18 protein-coding genes are annotated in these 17,087 nt (G+C 33.5%); 6 read left to right on the forward strand and 12 right to left on the reverse strand.

Annotated elements, in window-relative coordinates:
• Positions 1-26 precede the first annotated feature (26 nt).
• The 4 genes from CDH50_RS15345 to CDH50_RS11440 all read left to right on the forward strand — a co-directional run bounded on the left by CDH50_RS15345 (position 27) and on the right by CDH50_RS11440 (position 2,704).
• On the forward strand, positions 27-155 hold the full coding sequence (locus CDH50_RS15345) for a hypothetical protein (RefSeq protein WP_262496130.1): 129 nt from the start codon (positions 27-29) through the stop codon (positions 153-155).
• Between the two features lie 28 nt (positions 156-183).
• Positions 184-1,530, forward strand: coding sequence for a histidine kinase (locus CDH50_RS11430; protein ID WP_100612418.1), 1,347 nt, complete (start codon positions 184-186; stop codon positions 1,528-1,530).
• Positions 1,531-1,543: 13 nt separating this feature from the next.
• The gene (locus CDH50_RS11435) at positions 1,544-1,843 is read left to right on the forward strand and encodes a 2TM domain-containing protein (RefSeq protein ID WP_198513489.1); all 300 of its coding nucleotides are present in this window, start codon (positions 1,544-1,546) and stop codon (positions 1,841-1,843) included.
• Between the two features lie 105 nt (positions 1,844-1,948).
• Positions 1,949-2,704: a LytR/AlgR family response regulator transcription factor gene (locus CDH50_RS11440; protein ID WP_100612420.1), complete on the forward strand. Its 756-nt coding sequence runs from the start codon at positions 1,949-1,951 to the stop codon at positions 2,702-2,704.
• Positions 2,705-2,768: 64 nt separating this feature from the next.
• Here the strand turns inward: CDH50_RS11440 and CDH50_RS11445 are convergent, their stop codons facing one another.
• The 8 genes from CDH50_RS11445 to CDH50_RS11480 all read right to left on the reverse strand — a co-directional run bounded on the left by CDH50_RS11445 (position 2,769) and on the right by CDH50_RS11480 (position 10,235).
• Positions 2,769-3,809: a hypothetical protein gene (locus CDH50_RS11445; protein WP_100612421.1), complete on the reverse strand. Its 1,041-nt coding sequence runs from the start codon at positions 3,807-3,809 to the stop codon at positions 2,769-2,771.
• Between the two features lie 147 nt (positions 3,810-3,956).
• Positions 3,957-4,865 (reverse strand): tRNA (adenosine(37)-N6)-dimethylallyltransferase MiaA, encoded by a 909-nt coding sequence (miaA, locus tag CDH50_RS11450; protein WP_100612422.1) that lies wholly within the window; start codon positions 4,863-4,865, stop codon positions 3,957-3,959.
• Positions 4,858-5,703, reverse strand: a complete 846-nt coding sequence (locus CDH50_RS11455) for an ion transporter (protein ID WP_100612423.1) — start codon at positions 5,701-5,703, stop codon at positions 4,858-4,860. The genes miaA and CDH50_RS11455 overlap by 8 nt, the downstream gene beginning before the upstream one ends.
• 29 nt (positions 5,704-5,732) lie before the next feature.
• The gene (locus CDH50_RS11460) at positions 5,733-7,094 is read right to left on the reverse strand and encodes an exonuclease domain-containing protein (RefSeq protein ID WP_100612424.1); all 1,362 of its coding nucleotides are present in this window, start codon (positions 7,092-7,094) and stop codon (positions 5,733-5,735) included.
• Positions 7,095-7,137: 43 nt separating this feature from the next.
• Positions 7,138-7,494, reverse strand: coding sequence for a four helix bundle protein (locus CDH50_RS11465; protein WP_100612425.1), 357 nt, complete (start codon positions 7,492-7,494; stop codon positions 7,138-7,140).
• Between the two features lie 28 nt (positions 7,495-7,522).
• The gene (locus CDH50_RS11470; RefSeq protein ID WP_100612426.1) at positions 7,523-8,185 is read right to left on the reverse strand and encodes a YggS family pyridoxal phosphate-dependent enzyme; all 663 of its coding nucleotides are present in this window, start codon (positions 8,183-8,185) and stop codon (positions 7,523-7,525) included.
• Positions 8,186-8,264: 79 nt separating this feature from the next.
• Positions 8,265-9,155: a 3-hydroxyacyl-CoA dehydrogenase family protein gene (locus CDH50_RS11475; protein WP_100612571.1), complete on the reverse strand. Its 891-nt coding sequence runs from the start codon at positions 9,153-9,155 to the stop codon at positions 8,265-8,267.
• Between the two features lie 120 nt (positions 9,156-9,275).
• Positions 9,276-10,235, reverse strand: a complete 960-nt coding sequence (locus CDH50_RS11480; protein WP_100612427.1) for a Gfo/Idh/MocA family protein — start codon at positions 10,233-10,235, stop codon at positions 9,276-9,278.
• A gap of 157 nt (positions 10,236-10,392) precedes the next feature.
• Between CDH50_RS11480 and CDH50_RS11485 the strand changes: the two genes are divergently transcribed.
• A complete protein-coding gene (locus tag CDH50_RS11485) occupies positions 10,393-11,034 on the forward strand; it encodes a protein-L-isoaspartate(D-aspartate) O-methyltransferase (protein WP_100612572.1) in 642 nt (213 codons plus the stop codon).
• Positions 11,035-11,039: 5 nt separating this feature from the next.
• Here the strand turns inward: CDH50_RS11485 and CDH50_RS11490 are convergent, their stop codons facing one another.
• The 3 genes from CDH50_RS11490 to CDH50_RS11500 all read right to left on the reverse strand — a co-directional run bounded on the left by CDH50_RS11490 (position 11,040) and on the right by CDH50_RS11500 (position 14,745).
• Positions 11,040-11,798 carry a carboxypeptidase-like regulatory domain-containing protein gene (locus tag CDH50_RS11490; protein ID WP_100612428.1) on the reverse strand — a complete coding sequence of 253 codons (759 nt, stop codon included), beginning with the start codon at positions 11,796-11,798 and terminating at the stop codon, positions 11,040-11,042.
• Between the two features lie 151 nt (positions 11,799-11,949).
• Complete coding sequence (locus tag CDH50_RS11495) at positions 11,950-12,738, reverse strand: carboxypeptidase-like regulatory domain-containing protein (protein WP_100612429.1); 789 nt, start codon at positions 12,736-12,738, stop codon at positions 11,950-11,952.
• A 105-nt stretch (positions 12,739-12,843) separates the two neighbouring features.
• Positions 12,844-14,745, reverse strand: coding sequence for a DEAD/DEAH box helicase (locus tag CDH50_RS11500; protein ID WP_100612430.1), 1,902 nt, complete (start codon positions 14,743-14,745; stop codon positions 12,844-12,846).
• Between the two features lie 391 nt (positions 14,746-15,136).
• Here CDH50_RS11500 and CDH50_RS11505 point away from each other — a divergent pair, with 391 nt between their 5' ends.
• Positions 15,137-15,787 carry a hypothetical protein gene (locus tag CDH50_RS11505; protein ID WP_100612431.1) on the forward strand — a complete coding sequence of 217 codons (651 nt, stop codon included), beginning with the start codon at positions 15,137-15,139 and terminating at the stop codon, positions 15,785-15,787.
• Positions 15,788-15,834: 47 nt separating this feature from the next.
• Here the strand turns inward: CDH50_RS11505 and CDH50_RS11510 are convergent, their stop codons facing one another.
• On the reverse strand, positions 15,835-17,067 hold the full coding sequence (locus tag CDH50_RS11510) for a M48 family metallopeptidase (RefSeq protein ID WP_100612432.1): 1,233 nt from the start codon (positions 17,065-17,067) through the stop codon (positions 15,835-15,837).
• Between the last annotated feature and the right edge of the window lie 20 nt (positions 17,068-17,087).

The following is a 17,087-nucleotide window of genomic DNA, read 5'->3' on the forward strand; positions in this document are numbered from 1 at the left end:
TTGCTTCATAATTTAAAAACACGATTATGAAACATCTCATTCCTATGGCCATCTTATTGGTTTCGGCCTTGCCAAACGGACAACCGAAATTAAAAATCCCATCCAAACTTTTTACTAACTTTAAAGCAGAAACACCATTACAAAAATCGACTTAAATAATACTTGTAACTTGAAGAAAATACTATGACAAAATTGACAAAAAATATCATCTTAACCTTTGTAATTGGATGTCTAGTATATGTTATTGGAAATTTTTTATTTCATGGTTTTCAATATGAAAGTTTGAATCAAGGTTTAGCCGATTTTTTAATTTTCCAGTTATATGCTTTTCTTCTCGGGTTTTCTAACATGTACTTTTTCAATTATCTGGAAAAACTTGAATGGAAAAAAACGGATAGAATAAAGCGAATAGTCATTGGGATTATTGGTTCTACGCTAATAACATTAATGGGCTTGTTTCTTTTAAGAGCCATGAAAGCGGTGATGTTTAATGGTGAATCATTTTTTGAGTTTGTAGCAGGTGAACGTTTTAAGTATTATCAATTCGGACTCTGGATGACTTTAACCATAGTCATCATTTTTCACGTTGTATATTTCTACAACAGATATCAGCAAAACAAAATAAAAGAACAAAAGGTTATTGCAGGAACGGCAAGTGCCAAGTTTGATGCTTTAAAAAATCAGTTAGACCCGCATTTTTTATTCAATAGTTTAAATGTGCTGACGAGTTTAATTGAAGAAAATCCGGAAAATGCTCAAAGATTTACCACATCGCTATCCAAAGTCTATCGTTATGTTTTAGAACAAAAGGATAAAGAATTGGTTTCGGTTGATGAAGAATTGGAATTCGCAAAAACCTATATGTCCTTATTAAAAATGCGTTTTGAAGATAGTATCATTTTTGAAATGCCCGATAAGTCGACAAATTCAGAAAGTAAAGTGGTTCCTTTATCATTACAACTGCTTTTAGAGAATGCCGTAAAGCATAATATGGTAACATCAAACAAGCCTTTGCATATTAAAATTTATGAAGACAGTAATTATTTAGTTGTCGAAAATAATCTTCAACTTAAAGACATCGTAAAAAAGAGTAGCGGCGTGGGTTTAAGCAACATCATGCAACGCTACGATTTATTAACAACCAAAAAAATAAACATTAACAAAGAAGCCAATAGGTTTACTGTAGCTATACCTATGCTTACAAAACAAATATCAATTATGAGAACACAACAATCAGAATCTAGAATGGAAGATAGCTATATAAGAGCTCGTAACCATGTTGAAGAACTTAAGAATTTTTATTACAGCCTCATTTCCTATGTCTTTGTAATACCGTTTTTAATATACATTAATTATAGAACCTATTGGGGTTTCCAATGGTTTTGGTTCCCAATGTTAGGCTGGGGCTTAGGCTTATCAATTCAAGCTTTTAGGGTATATGTCAGTGATAAATTTTTAGGAAGTAACTGGGAAAAACGCAAGATAGAACAGTTTATGAGACAAGAAGAAGATCAAAAACGTTGGAATTAAAACATATAGAATCATGGAAAATTTTAAAAAAGAAGACGCTTACATCAGAGCTGAAAAAAGGTTGAAAGAACTAAAAGGGTTTTACTGGCATGCATTCTGGTATGTGGTGGTCAATTTATTTTTAATTGGTATGGCTGTGGTAAATGGAAATGATATCACGCATTTTGGCACCTATTCTACAGCACTTTTTTGGGGCATCGGTTTGGGGTTTCATGCCTTGGGTGTATTTGGTAAAAACCTGATGTTCTCTAAAAATTGGGAAGACCGAAAAGTTCAGGAATTTATGGATAAGGATAAAAAGAATTGGGAGTGAGCATAGCTTTCAGTCGCAGTCACAATTTTTAGTCGGGTTCAAGTGAAAATTTGATAAGTTTAGCAACTTTGAACCTTAAACCCAGAACCTAGAACCTTAAAGAGAATGAACGTAATTATTATAGAAGACGAAAAACCATCCGCTCGCCGTTTGCAACGTATGTTGGAAAAACTGGACATTCAGGCGAAAACCATGTTACATTCGGTTGAGGAATCGTTGGAGTGGTTTCAAAAAAACCAACATCCCGATTTAATTTTTCTGGATATCCAATTGAGCGATGGTTTGTCGTTTGAGATTTTTGAAACCATCGATATTAAAAGTGCCGTTATTTTCACCACCGCTTATGATGAGTATGCGTTGCAGGCTTTTAAACTAAATAGCATCGATTATTTATTAAAGCCCATTGATGAAGACGATTTAGCAAAAGCCGTAAAAAAATACCAAGAGCGCATCCCGCAAAAGCAAACCGTGAATATCGATTTTAATGATATTAAAAAACTATTGGTGAACCCGATAGATCGCGAATATAAAAAGCGTTTTTCGGTAAAAGTTGGGCAACATATTAAGCTTATTAATATAGACGACATTGAGTGTTTTTACAGCGAAAACAAAGGCACCTATTTACATTGTACAGACGGTAGAAATTATTTGTTGGATACGACTTTAGAACTCTTGGAAAATGAGCTGGAACCACGAACTTTTTTTAGAATAAACCGTAAGTTTTTTGTAAACATTCATGCCATAAAAGATATGGTAAGCTACACCAACTCGCGATTGCAAATAAAACTAAAAACGTACAATGCTGAAGAAGTTATTGTGGCTAGGGAACGGGTTAAGGATTTTAAGGATTGGTTGGAGTAGTAAATGAATTTTCTTTATTATTAGAATCAATTTTTTATAAACTTGAATTATAATTCTTTATATTTTATTTAATTTTATCAATCAATTTTTCAATAAAAAGAGGATTATTTGGCTCATTTTCCTTTCCAATATAACCTGTTTTTTGATGAGAAAAAATTGATAAAGCAGCTTGAACAATTAATTTATCTTTTCCTTCTGATGTTTCTGCTCTATTTAAAAGGGCTAAAGCTGCGGCAAATGAATTTTCTTTGTGAGCATTTATAGTTTTGTTATGCATATGTGCATTATAATTTTTGATACTAAAAACTAATATGTAGACGCATATACTAATAATAAAAAGTCTAAAGATTAATGACTTTATAATCTCATACCACAATATCTGATTTCCACAATCATCACAAACTGATTTATAACTTGATAATGTTTCAATTGAGAAACAATTTAAATCAAAACAAAAATATTTTAAAATAATAAATAATGTAAATGAAAGCAATAAGAGAGAAAAAATTATTCCCCCTAGCCAATATAGAGACATTTTTTTATGGTCATCCGCCTCTTTTTTAAATATGTCTTGTTGGGCTAAAAACTCTCCAGAGGTAAGTAAATCTTTGTAGCGTTTATCAAAATTTTCAAGTTCAAATTGAAGAGTTTTTTTTATTTCTTCAATAGCATCTGCATCAGATTGTACTTTATCATTCTGTTTTTTTAGTTCATCTGCAACTTTTTGATTTACAATCTTACCCTTCTCAATTTCAGATTCTAATTCTTTAATTAATTGTTTGTATTCAGTTTTATTATCTAAATTAAAATTTATTATAGCAGCAATTTGTCCCCAATAACCTAGTATTTGCTCTTTTGATGATTTTAAATTATTTAAAACTGTCTGACGTTGAGAAACAAATTGACCATCATTATAATTGATTGTTTGACCTATTTGTTGAATAATTTCATTATATATTCTTATAATTTGTTCTAAAATAGAATCACCAACTTGTTCAGCATTTTCTAAAATTAGATAAAGTTTACTTGAGAAATCTATTATTAAAGGTTCTGATTCGATCAAAGATGCTTCTCCTAACTCTTTTCTGTAAAATTTTTTAATCAATATTTTTTAATTGTTCATATAAACTAACTAATTGATTTATTTTTGTTTGTGACCCCATTTTTTCAAATTCTTCTAAATGATAAATTCAAAACTACTTAATAGTTTAGCACGAAATTAATTAATTTTTCTTACATATTTACTTAAATTTCAATCGAATATTTTAACTTCAATACTTTTAATAACAACTTCAACATCACTCAAATAATCAAACCACAAAATACTCTCATCTTTTTTAAACCAAGTGAGTTGGCGTTTGGCAAAACGGCGTGTGTTTTTTTTAATTTCAGAAATGGCAAAATCTAAATCCCAGTCACCATTTAAATAGTTGAATAATTCTTTGTAACCAACCGTATTTAAAGCGTTTAAATGTTGGTAAGGCAACAAGCTTTCAACTTCTTTCAACAAACCTGCTTGCATCATGATATCGACTCGTTGGTTGATGCGGTTGTAAATAATGGGTCTATCGGCAGTGAGTCCAATCGTAATCGTTTTAAAATCACGTTTGGTTTTCTCTTTGTTTAAAAAAGAGGAATAAGGTTTGTTGGTGCCAATACAAATTTCCAACGCACGAGTCACCCGATGCGGATTATCAATCGCAATCGTGTTATAAGATGTTATATCTAAGGTTTTTAATTGTTCCTGTAAATAAGGAAGGCCTTTGGTTTCTAAATCGGCATTTAAGTTTTCTCTAATTTGGCTATCAACTTCAGGGAAATCATCCAAACCTTTGGTAATGGCATCTACATACAATCCGGAGCCTCCAACAATAATAACCACATCTTTGGTTTTAAAAAGAGTCTCTAAGCATTGCAGCGCCTCTTTTTCAAAAGCACCAACATTGTAATTATCTATAATGGATTTATGATGAATAAAATGATGCTTAGCAGCAGCTAATTCTTCTTTATTCGGTGCCGCTGTGCCAATATGCATGTCTTTAAAAAACTGCCTAGAATCTGCCGAAATAATCTCCGTTTTAAAATGTTGCGCCAGTTTAATGCTTAAAGCGGTTTTGCCAATGGCCGTTGGCCCCACAATGGAAATTAAAAATTTAGTCATCGTGTAATTTATGTCCGCAGTTATAACAAAATTCGGCTTTTCCCATGTGGTCTTGTTCGCCACAACTAGGGCAAGGGTTTCGGTTTCCGACTAAAAAGATGCTTCCTTTACGCTTATTTTGAGCCAGTTCAGCAGTAACAATACCCGTAGGAACGGCAATAATACCATAACCTAAAATCATGATAAAGGATGCTACTACTTGCCCCAATGGTGTTATAGGGTGTATGTCTCCATATCCAACTGTTGTTAGAGTGACAATACACCAATAAATACTCACAGGAATACTTGTAAATCCATTTTCCTTGCCTTCAATAACATACATTAATGAGCCTAAAAGCACGCAAACCACCAACACAAAATAAATGAAAACCAAAATTTTAACTCTGCTTGTTTTAAGGGCTAATCTTAGTTGGGATGCTTGTCCTGTAAAACTGACTAGATTAAGTATTCTGAATAATCGCAAAAGTCTTAATGCCCTAACAACCGAAAGTATTTGTGCACCACCTAAGAAAAATGATAAATACATGGGTAAAATGGCAATAAAATCAATAATGCCATAAAAACTAAAAATATATTCAGAAGGTTTTTTTATGGAAATGATGCGTAATATATACTCAATGGTGAAAAATATAGTAATAATCCATTCACAAATAAGAAGAATATTATGGTACTTAACATCTATAAAATCCACGGTTTCGAGCATCACCATGAGTACACTCAATAATATGAGCCCAAGTAGCACAAGATCAAACAACCTGCCCATCATGGTATTTGTTCCATAAATAATGATGTGCACTTTCTGCCTGAAGATATCGAATTTAGATTTTTCTGTATCCATAAAAAACTATAGACTCAAATCTACAAAAATTATAGATGGATAATTTTTAAATCCTTCCTCTTTCTTAAATAACTTTGAATAATATGCTGGGTATCTCTATTATTTTCCATTTTAGTAATGATAGATTCCAAAACCTCAATGTTGTTTATTTGATAGTTCAGATTGAAAAAGCCCAAACCTTTAAAAACACCGCTTTCAATGAGTATGGCGCTTCGTTCATCAATATCACGACCTCTGTCAATAATCACCATGTTTTTATTTTTGTAACTATTTTTATTGATGAGGGCCTCTACGCGTTTATTATAATCTTCTGGTGCTTCTTTTTGGATACAGGCACCAGCACATTCCTTGATGTCGTATTTAAAACAACTCGTTTTTGTATTGTAAATACCCGTTAGTTTTTGACATAATTGGTACTCTTCAACGGCATTAAACATAAAGGATTTTCCGCTTTGCCTATTTGCAAAGGTGGTAATAGGATTTTTACGGCCATCTGCAATATCAATCTTAAGATTGATATACCCATGTTCATCAACAAAACTATACAATGCATGTGTGAATACTTTTCGGCGTAACGCTCTGTTGTAAATAGGGTTGTTGCGTTTTATTTCTTCACTTTCTTTTAAAAGAGCTACCAATTCACTGCCAGTAGCATCATAAGTGACAGCAGCTACTTGCATTTGTATTTTTTTGGACTTCGGATTGGTATTCGTAAAATGTTGATTAATGCGTTTTTTTATATTGTTGCTTTTGCCAATATATATAATTTCACCGTCCGATTTATGCATATAATAAACACCAGTAATAGCAGGCATTTGTTCGATAATGTTGATATGCCTAGGCTCTAATTGATATTTAGGGTTTAAACGAATGGATTCTTGAATGATGCTTTTTGTGGAATCTTTATCCAATAACATTTTAAATAACTTAACTGTCGCCATAGCATCTCCAGCAGCTCTGTGTCTATCCGCCACAGGAATGCCAAGTGCTCTAACCAATTTTCCTAAACTATACGATTCTTGATTTGGAATCAAATCTTTCGCCAATTCAACTGTACAGAGTGATGGACGTTCAAATTCAAATCCCAATCGTCTAAATTCCGTGCATAAAATACGGTAATCAAATTGAGCGTTGTGGGCGACTAAAATGCAATCTTCGGTAATTTCAACAACACGTTTTGCGATTTCATAAAACTTAGGTGCATTGCGCAACATGCTACTATTAATACCTGTAAGATTCACTACAAAGGGTTGAATCTCACGTTCCGGATTTATTAGACTGATGAATTGATCAACGATTTCATGACCATCGTATTTGTAGATTGCAATTTCGGTGATGCCTTCTTCATTATACTTGCCTCCAGTCGTTTCTATGTCTAATATTGCGTACAAAAAATTTAGTTAAAAGTTAAAAGCTAAAAATTAAAAGTTAAAACTACTGTGGTTTTAACTTCATTGTGTTAATTGTAGAAACCAACATTTTTATGAGTTCTTGGTTTAAGTCTATTAATTTATTGAAATTTTCTGATTCTAAATAATCGGAATCTTTAAGTAACAAGAGCCAATACTCAGTTTCACTGGATTCTTTAAGAGCTATGCTCATTTTGCTTATGAAATCTTTATTTGATTGCGCAAATTCAGCTTCCCTAATATTAGCTCCTATAGAAGTGCCACTTTTTAGTAATTGTCTACTTAATGTGAATTCTTTCTTGTTTGAAGAAATGGATTTATAAGTTTCAATAATTTGTAATGCAAAATGATAACTCTTATTTTTTAAAATTGATTCCTTCATCCAACTATTAACTTTTCACTTTTAGATATTAACTTCTAATACCGAAAATACTGCTTCCAACACGTATCATAGTACTTCCACAATCTATGGCAAGTTTATAATCGCCACTCATACCCATGCTTATAATTTCTGGCTTAAAGTTAAAAGATTCTATGGGTTTAAGACTATCAAATGTGGTTTTTAACAAGGTGAACTCATTTTTTATTTGGTTGAGGTCATCCGTAAAAGTCGCCATGCCCATAACACCAACAATCTTAATATTTTTTAATTCTGAAAACGCTTTAGATTGAATCATTTTTGGAGCCTCGTCCGGTTCCATTCCGAATTTAGAATCTTCCGAAGCTATTTTAATTTGAAGTAAACAATCAATCACTCGGTTATTTTTTAGGGCTTCTTTGTTTATCACTTCCAAAAGTTTGAAATTATCAACGCCATGTATCAAACTTACAAAAGGTGCCATATATTTTACTTTATTACGCTGAACATGACCAATCATGTGCCACTCAATATCTTTTGGCATTTGCTCATGTTTTTCAACCATTTCTTGGATTTTATTTTCTCCAAAAATGCGTTGCCCTGCATGATAGGCTTCCATTAAATCGCTTATGGGTTTTGTTTTGGAAACAGCAACAAGGGTAACATGGGATGGTAACTCGGATTTTATTTGAATGAGGCTTTCTTTTATGGACATTTTTGTTGTTTAGGCGTTTAATTGTTTAACTGTTTAATTGTTTTTAAGTTTAAACGCATAAACGGTTAAACGAATAAACTTACTTCAAGAATTGTTTAGATACTTTTTCGGCTTTTTTACTTTCAGAATAATCATAAAATCCTTCACCAGATTTTACGCCTAATTTACCAGCGTTTACCATATTTACCAACAGGGGGCAAGGAGCATATTTCGGATTTTTAAAGCCATCATACATCACATTTAAGATAGACAAGCAAATATCTAACCCGATGAAATCTGCTAATTGTAGAGATCCCATAGGGTGCGCCATCCCTAGTTTCATCACGGTATCAATCTCATGAACGCCAGCAACGCCATTATAAAGTGTTTCTATGGATTCGTTAATCATGGGCATTAAAATACGGTTAGCGACAAATCCAGGGAAATCGTTGACTTCAATAGCTGTTTTTCCCAATTGCTTGGAAATAGTCATGATGGTTTTGATGACTTCTTCACTGGTATTATACCCTTTTATAATTTCAACCAAGGGCATTAATGGTACTGGATTCATAAAATGCATGCCAATAACCATGTGAGGTCTGGTGGTTACCGATGCTATTTGCGTTATGGAAATGGATGAGGTATTGGTGGCTAAAATGGTATCATCTGGGCAAGCACCATCCAACTGTTTAAAAATAGAAAGCTTTAAATCGACGTTTTCAGTAGCTGCTTCAATCACCAAACTGGCGTATTCAACACCTTCTTTAATATTAGTGAATGTGGTAATATTTGAAAGTGTCTCCGTTTTTTTTTCTTCGGAAATGGTTTCTTTCGTCACCATTCTATCCAAATTTTTTGAAATGGTTTCTAAGGCTTTTTTTAAAGCAGGCTCACTGATATCAATAAGCTGCACTTTAAATCCGTACTGAGCAAAGGTGTGTGCAATACCATTGCCCATGGTACCTGCTCCAATAACTGCTACGTTTTTCATTTGAATAGTATTTTTTTCATTTCCTCGAGGAGGAAATCTCATCAAAGTGATTTCTTAGGCAATTGATTTTTTTAATGTGATTACTTCGTCGTTTCTCTCCTCGTGATGACGTTTATTTCATCAAAAACAATTAATAATCTGATTCGCCACACGCAACGCTTCGGTACCATCATGTAGCGTAACCGCAGGTTTTGTGTTATTGTTTATCGCATCAGCAAAGCTTTCCAATTCATCTAGAATGGAATTATTTTCTGGTATGGGCGGATTATCAAAATAAATCTGTTTTTTCACGCCTTCGGCATTTTCAAGAACCATATCAAAATCCCCAGGATTTTCCGGAGCGTCCTTCATTTTTACTACTTCACATTGCTTCGTTAAAAAGTCCACCGAAATGTAAGCATCCTTTTGAAAAAAGCGAATCTTACGCATTTTTTTCAACGAAATTCTACTGGCAGTTAAGTTGGCAACACAGCCATTGGTGAATTCAATACGTGCATTGGCAATATCGGGTGTGTCACTGATAACAGCTACGCCACTTGCGGAAATATGTTTTATTTTAGAATTAACCGTACTTAAAATAATATCAATATCATGAATCATTAAATCCAATACCACAGGCACATCGGTACCTCTTGGATTAAATTCCGCCAAGCGATGCGATTCAATAAACATGGGCGATTTTACTTCATCCTTTACGGCCAAGTACGCCGGATTAAAACGTTCTACATGGCCTACTTGTCCTTTTACATTGTGCAAGGCTACCAACGCTCTTATTTCTTCGGCTTCTTCAACCGTATTGGTAATGGGTTTTTCAATAAAAATATGTTTGCCTTTTATAACGGCTTGTTTGGCACATTCGTAATGAGAAAGGGTAGGAGTTACAATATCCACGACATCTACGGCGTCAATAAGCGTTTCAATAGAATTAAAGAATTTATAACCGAATTCAGTTTCCACCCTTTTGCCGTTAGCTTCATCCGCATCATAAAAACCAACAAGATTGAATTTTTCGGATTGTTTTAAGAGTCTTAAATGAATTTTCCCAAGATGACCTGCGCCAAGTACTCCAACTTTTAGCATAATTTATTCGTTTTAAACAAAAATAGCATAATTAACACATGATTTTGGTATAACGCAGCTAAATTTTAATCACAAATTATTAAAAATAAATTCTGTTTAAATAGTTTTAAGCTTAAAAATGTTTGACTAATTTTAGCATTGAGAAATGACGCAACTTTTGAAAGATACATTTAAGCATAAAGGATTACGACAGCAATTAGTTACTGTTTTAAAAGGCAAGGGAATAACGGATGCAAATGTTTTGAAAGCCATAGGAAATGTGCCCCGGCATTTATTTATGGATTCTGGGTTTTTAGATTATGCTTATAAGGATATGGCATTCCCGATTGCGGCCGACCAAACCATTTCCCAACCTTACACCGTAGCATTCCAAACGGAATTACTTCAAGTTAAAAAAGATGATAAAATTCTTGAAATAGGTACAGGTAGTGGCTATCAAGCCGCTGTTTTATGCGAACTTGGCGCCCGGGTTTACAGTATAGAGCGCCAACAAGAGTTGTTTAAAAAAACGAGTTTGTTTTTACCTAAAATAGGCTATCGCCCCAAAAAATTGGTTTTTGGTGATGGTTATAAAGGTCTGCCTGAAGAATCTCCTTTCGATAGTATTATTGTCACCGCTGGCGCACCTTTTGTACCAAAACCTTTGTTGAGTCAGTTAAAAATAGGCGGTAGGTTGGTGATTCCTGTTGGGGAACCTACACAAATTATGACTTTGATTATTAGAAAGGACATCAAAGAATTTGAACAGCATGAATTTGGTGAATTTCGTTTTGTGCCGTTGTTGGAGGACAAGAATTAAACTATTTATTCTTTTATTTTTCCCTGTTCGTAATCAGATAAAAAGGTTTTAAAAGCTTTACTGTGTTTGAATAATTCCTCTAACAAAAACATGCTATTAGCATCATTTAAAAAAGTGCCGTTCATGTTTTGGGCTTCACAATATTCGAAGAATAAGGGCTTATATTCCAAAGGTATTTTTAACTCATTCACTAAAAATGTGTCATTTAAAAATTTGTCCTTAGAGAACAAGGAATCGAGTTGTTTGTAATTAATGGGTTCTATAACATCAGGTTTGACTTTATCCTTTTTGAAAAGTTTGACAATGAGTGAAGCAATCCCAATAAAATCTAAACCATAACTTGGAGCCTGTCCATATAAATGCGGATTATTTTTAATATCTTCAGTAATTTGTACTTTTAAATCCGTTGTATATTCTTCTGCGTCAAACACTTTTTTTTTTGAATGATCATTTACAACAACTTCATCCAGATTATTCATTATTTTTTTTAATTCAATAATCATTTTGTTTTCAAAATCGAGTTTGGTTATGACTTGCTTTTTTTGTTCATAAAACAAGGAATAAAAAACGAGTGTGTCGTTAACAGAAGCGTTTATTGAGAAGTTGCCCGCATCATCGGAATAGGTTGCTATTTTTTTTGAAAGATTGGTAACTTTTATATCTTTTAGTTTGGATTCTGCATCATAAATGACGCCCTTTATATTTTGGGAATTCATAGTTAATGGCAATAAAAATAAAAGAAGCAGGTAAATAGTGCTTTTCATTACACTGTTGGATTTTGATGGCTTTAATCAAATGTATAGAATCCATGTAATAAAAAGATTACTATTAACAAAGTTTAACACAGGTAAACCAAACGTTATATGTGTTAGATGTTGAGATTACTTTTTTTTGGAGGGAATTTAGTAGCGACTATTACAATTTACCTTCTCTATCCCTGTTAAGTACTTTGTATTCTTCATAGCACTCGCTTATGGCATCCAGTATTTGAAGGTCGTTTGCCGTTTGTATAAACCCTTTGGAGTAGTTGCACTGACTGACGATTTCGTCTAAATCCACTTTATTGACTTGTAGTAAAACAGTCAACATTTCACGGTCAAAGCGTGAGGCGAGCAGATTTCTAATTTCATCATCTTCCTTCATCTTTTTCAGCTTTCGCAATTCATTTGGTTTTTTGCCAAACATGCGATGTAAAAAATCGGCGGGATTAAAAATAGAACCTAATACTTTATTTATGGTAGATTGTCTTCCGGCCTCATAACCTGTACTTGGTAGCCCAGAAATGCTGTAACGGTAATTGGTGTTCATAGCAGGAACTTGTTTGATGTCAACCTCCAAATACCCTGTTAATTTTAATTGGTTTACAACCACTTCCTCAAGAGCTAGGGCTAGTTCGGTCAGTTTTATGGTGGTAGTGCTAGCATCGCTATACTTTAACCAGTCGTTAGTAACACGCACTTTTATGGATTTGAAACCTAAATAAGAGAAGTGCAACGTATCATTTACTTTAGCGGGAATTTCAAACTCACCATTACTATTGGTACTTGTACCAATAACCTTGTTGAGGTTTACGATGTTTACGCTCTCTAAAATTTTGTCGTTGGAAGCATCAACAACAACACCTTTTACTCTTCCTTCCTCTTCTTGTGAAAAACAAAAAACTGAAGACAATAATAATGAAAAAAGTAAAAGGTATTGCCTCATGTTATATAATAGGTTAATTCTAATTTAGTCATAAAAATACTAAACTAAACCTTAATTATAGATTTTAGAATTTTATTTTGACTTAAAATTAACAAATAGTGTTGATTAACGTCTTGAACGTCTTGGTCTTTCTATATTGGATTCGCTTGGCTTTGAGTCACTTCCAGAACGTCTTGCAGCTCTGTTAGGGCCAGAATTACCAGATTTAAAATCGCCACCAGAACGTCTTGGTCTTGAGGCATCATCACTTCGTCTGTCACCTCTATTTCCAAAATCACCTCTTGGAGCAGAACGTCTTTCACCACCACGTTTATCGTCACGTCTTCCGCCACGGCTTCTGTCATCGCGTCTTCCGCCGCCACCGCCACCACGGTTTTCAGAGACTTCAACATTTACAAATCTATCATTGTGTTTAAAGTCGGTGAAAAAAGCCAGTACTTTATCCTTTAATTCCTTTTCGGTATTAAAGAATGAAAAACTTTCTTTTACTTCCACTTTAAAAACATCATCCCTTCCAAGTTCTAAAACATCTTTTAAAAAGTCTTTTAAACTCATCCAGTCGTAACCATCTTTGCTACCCACATTAATAAAATAGCGTGTAGAATCGGATGCACTTCCGCCAAAATCACGACTACGTTCCCTGCCACCTTCTCTTCTTTCTTCACGATCGTCACTTCTGCCTTCAGAAACATTCAGGTTTTTGGATTTTTTATAGTAATTATAGAAGCGTGTGAACTCTACAGAGAAGAATTTCTTGATTAATTCGTCTTTAGTAGTATCAGCAAATAATTCGTTGATGTTGGTTAAATATTTATCAATTTCATGATTGATTTCAGTGTTATGGATTTTATTGGCAAGCGACATTAATTGTTTCTCGCAAATTTCCATACCTTCTGGAATCTCTTTCTTTATAAAGTCTCTTTTAATGATGCGCTCAATGGTTTTTATTTTACGTACTTCACTTTTAGAAACAATAACCATGGAAACACCTGTTTTTCCGGCACGACCAGTACGTCCAGAACGGTGCGTGTAGGTTTCGATTTCATCTGGCAATTGGTAGTTTATAACGTGTGTAATATCATCTACATCAATACCACGAGCGGCAACATCGGTCGCTACCAGCATTTGAATTTGGTTTTTACGAAACGAATTCATGACCAAATCTCTTTGGTTCTGACTCAAATCGCCATGCAGGGCACCAGCACTATAACCATCTTCAATAAGTTGTTCCGCTACTTTTTGGGTATCACGTTTCGTTCTACAAAATACCACAGAAAAAATATCAGGATTCGCATCAGCCAAACGTTTTAAGGCATCATAACGATCTCTAGAATTTATCAAATAATATTCGTGGGATACTTGAGTGGTGCTTTCATTTTTATTTCCAACTGTAATTTCCTCAGGATTATCCATGAATTTTTTGGCAATCACAGAGACTTCTCTTGGCATGGTTGCCGAAAATAACCAAGTACATTTATCTTGAGGGGTATGCGATAAAATATCGGTAATATCTTCGTAAAAGCCCATGTTAAGCATTTCGTCAGCTTCATCTAAAACAGCATATTGTATTGCGGAAATATCCACTAATCTTCTGCTAATCATATCTTTCATGCGTCCAGGTGTTGCCACAATAATTTGAGCGCCTTTTTTTATGTCCCTAGCTTGGTCTGTAATACTAGAACCACCATAAACGGCTACTACGTTAAGTCCTTTGCAGTACTTACCATATTGTTTCATTTCGTTGGTGATTTGCAAACAAAGTTCGCGGGTTGGTGATAAAATTAAACCTTGAGTAGTTCTACTTTCAATATCTATTTTTTGCAACATAGGAAAACCAAACGCAGCTGTTTTACCAGTTCCTGTTTGCGCCAAAGCGACTAAATCGGTTTCTTTTTCCAGTAAAATTGGGATGGCTTTGCTTTGTACATCACTAGGGGTTACAAACCCTAAATCGGTAATAGCATGCAAAAGGTCTTCATTAAGACCTAAATCTTGGAATGTGTTCATTCGTGTATAAGTATTCGATTTTATTATGTGGTGTTACATAAGAAGCGAATCGACATACTTAACTTAACCTTCTTGTAACACATCCTCACTCTGAGGAATTTAACTCAAATATTATTTTTTTGAGTTTCAAGTGGCAAAGATACACTATTATTTGGGATTGACGATTTTTGATTGACGATTTTTGATTTTTTAATTATTGGTGCGTTTTAACATGTTTCCGCTGTATCTTTTTAACGTTCATTGTGAAGGAGGAACGACGAAGCAATCTTTTTATCATAAGTAAAAACTTATTTATAATTATCTAAATTTTGAAATTCATGCTTACTTTATAAATATATTACTATACTTTTAGTATTATGTATTTTGCTGAAAATATTGAGCAATTAATTAAATGGAAAAAAAAGATACTTTACGATTTGGCTTCGGTACCTCTGAAAAACCTGGTAGCAGTATCTGGAGACTAAATACATCCAAAAATGGTGATGTTTTTTTGAATTTAATACCAGAACATGGTAATGAGACTCATTTTTCTCTGCATGCTTCGGGGGAATTTCATGTAAAACAATTCTCGGGTAAATATGTTAAAATAACAGGACCTGCTTTTTTGGAATCTGGCTTGTATATTGGTTTAGTTATTGAATTTCATAAGTGGGGTAATAGTTCTATACCGCCAATCAAAGTAACAGGTAAAGCTTCATTAATTAACTGGTTAGGTTGGCCTCAAGAAAAACACTTTTTAAGAGTTGTGTTATTTTACAGTAATATTGATGAAGATGTATTATTAAATGATAATATGATAAGAATTGCAACTGTTCAAGGTGTAAAGCTATTTGATGAGAATATGAATTTGCATGTTATAAAAGAAGAAGTAAAGATAATCGATAACCAAATAAATTCTACCATCAATTCTATTGATGATAATTGTGGTGATATTGAAAAAACTCCAGATGGCATGGAATTTATTCATATTTCAAGTAATTCTCTATTTACAATAATAAGTCATAAAAATTTTGAGTTAAAAGATGGAAAAATGTTCTTTTAGTGAAGGTTTTATTTTTGAAATGAATTTTATTAGGTTTTTCTTGAAATCTATTTCCTCAAATTATTAATCCGTTCCAACAACGTAGGATGCGAATAATGCATAAAAACATACGCCGGGTGTGGTGTTAAATTGCTCAAACTATTTTTGGATAGTTTTTTTAATGATGTAATTAATGGTTCAGATTTATAGGTGTTTTTGGCATAATCGTCCGCTTGGTATTCAAATTTTCTGGAAAACAGATTCATAATTAATCCTGTAATTTCAGAAATTGGTGCATACAACAATCCAAACGCAATTAATCCAATATGAAAGCTAGGTATTTGAACACCTAATGCATTTGACAATATAGGGTTTGATATAAACAGTGATAAAATATAAAGCATGAGTCCCGTCATTAAAATGGAAGCAAACAGATTAAAAATGATGTGCTTCTTTTTATAATGTCCCACTTCATGTGCCAGAACAGCCACAATTTCTTCTTCCTCTAAATCATTAATCAACGTATCATAAAGTGTTACACGTTTTTCACTTCCAAATCCCGAAAAATACGCATTGGCTTTGGTGCTACGTTTTGAGCCGTCAATCACAAAAATTTTGTCCAATTTAAAACCAACGGTTTGGGCATAGTCGGATATTTTATCTCTTAAACTTCCAGCTTCCAATGGTTTTTGTTTGTTGAACAACGGTACAATCAGTTTGGAATAAAACATATTCATAAATAATACAAATACCGCAACTAAACCCCAGGCATACAACCAAAAATAGGTTCCGGTAGATTGGTAAAACCAAATAATTAAGGCTAAAATGCCGCCACCGACAATAGCCATCATGAGCCAACCTTTGAGTTTGTCTAGAAAAAAAGTGGCTTTGGTTGTTTTGTTGAAACCGAATTTTTCTTCAATGACAAACGTGCTGTAATACGAAAAAGGGGTTGTTAAGATATCACTACCTATCATAATGATTCCGAAGAAAATCAAAGCGATCACGATTGAATTATCACTAAAGCCCCTAGCGATATCGTCAACAAATTCAAAACCGTCAAAAAACAAAAAAGCGAGGGTTAACACCAACGAAAATGTGGAAGTGATGAGTCCGAATCGGTAATTTGTGGCCTTGTAGTTCTGTGATTTTTTGTATTCTGTTTCATCATAAACATCTTCTAGATCCTTTGGAAGGGTGTCGTTAAAATGTTTGGCATTTAAAGCATCTAAAATCTTATCAACTATAAAGTTGACTAAGATTATGGCGATGATGATGTAGAATAGTGTTATTGAGGTCATAATAGATGATGAGTAATTAA

Origin of the sequence: Confluentibacter lentus, from assembly GCF_002806995.1 — a bacterium.
In the GTDB taxonomy this organism is placed as follows: domain Bacteria; phylum Bacteroidota; class Bacteroidia; order Flavobacteriales; family Flavobacteriaceae; genus Confluentibacter; species Confluentibacter lentus.

Coding starts and splice junctions, on each gene's coding strand:
- CDH50_RS15345 (WP_262496130.1), top strand. CDS start 27: ATGAAACATCTCATTCCTATGGCCATCTTATTGGTTTCGGCCTTGCCA.
- CDH50_RS11430 (WP_100612418.1), top strand. CDS start 184: ATGACAAAATTGACAAAAAATATCATCTTAACCTTTGTAATTGGATGT.
- CDH50_RS11435 (WP_198513489.1), top strand. CDS start 1,544: ATGGAAAATTTTAAAAAAGAAGACGCTTACATCAGAGCTGAAAAAAGG.
- CDH50_RS11440 (WP_100612420.1), top strand. CDS start 1,949: ATGAACGTAATTATTATAGAAGACGAAAAACCATCCGCTCGCCGTTTG.
- miaA (WP_100612422.1), bottom strand. CDS start 4,865: ATGACTAAATTTTTAATTTCCATTGTGGGGCCAACGGCCATTGGCAAA.
- CDH50_RS11455 (WP_100612423.1), bottom strand. CDS start 5,703: ATGGATACAGAAAAATCTAAATTCGATATCTTCAGGCAGAAAGTGCAC.
- CDH50_RS11465 (WP_100612425.1), bottom strand. CDS start 7,494: ATGAAGGAATCAATTTTAAAAAATAAGAGTTATCATTTTGCATTACAA.
- CDH50_RS11470 (WP_100612426.1), bottom strand. CDS start 8,185: ATGTCCATAAAAGAAAGCCTCATTCAAATAAAATCCGAGTTACCATCC.
- CDH50_RS11475 (WP_100612571.1), bottom strand. CDS start 9,155: ATGAAAAACGTAGCAGTTATTGGAGCAGGTACCATGGGCAATGGTATT.
- CDH50_RS11480 (WP_100612427.1), bottom strand. CDS start 10,235: ATGCTAAAAGTTGGAGTACTTGGCGCAGGTCATCTTGGGAAAATTCAT.
- CDH50_RS11490 (WP_100612428.1), bottom strand. CDS start 11,798: ATGAAAAGCACTATTTACCTGCTTCTTTTATTTTTATTGCCATTAACT.
- CDH50_RS11495 (WP_100612429.1), bottom strand. CDS start 12,738: ATGAGGCAATACCTTTTACTTTTTTCATTATTATTGTCTTCAGTTTTT.
- CDH50_RS11500 (WP_100612430.1), bottom strand. CDS start 14,745: ATGAACACATTCCAAGATTTAGGTCTTAATGAAGACCTTTTGCATGCT.
- CDH50_RS11505 (WP_100612431.1), top strand. CDS start 15,137: ATGGAAAAAAAAGATACTTTACGATTTGGCTTCGGTACCTCTGAAAAA.
- CDH50_RS11510 (WP_100612432.1), bottom strand. CDS start 17,067: ATGACCTCAATAACACTATTCTACATCATCATCGCCATAATCTTAGTC.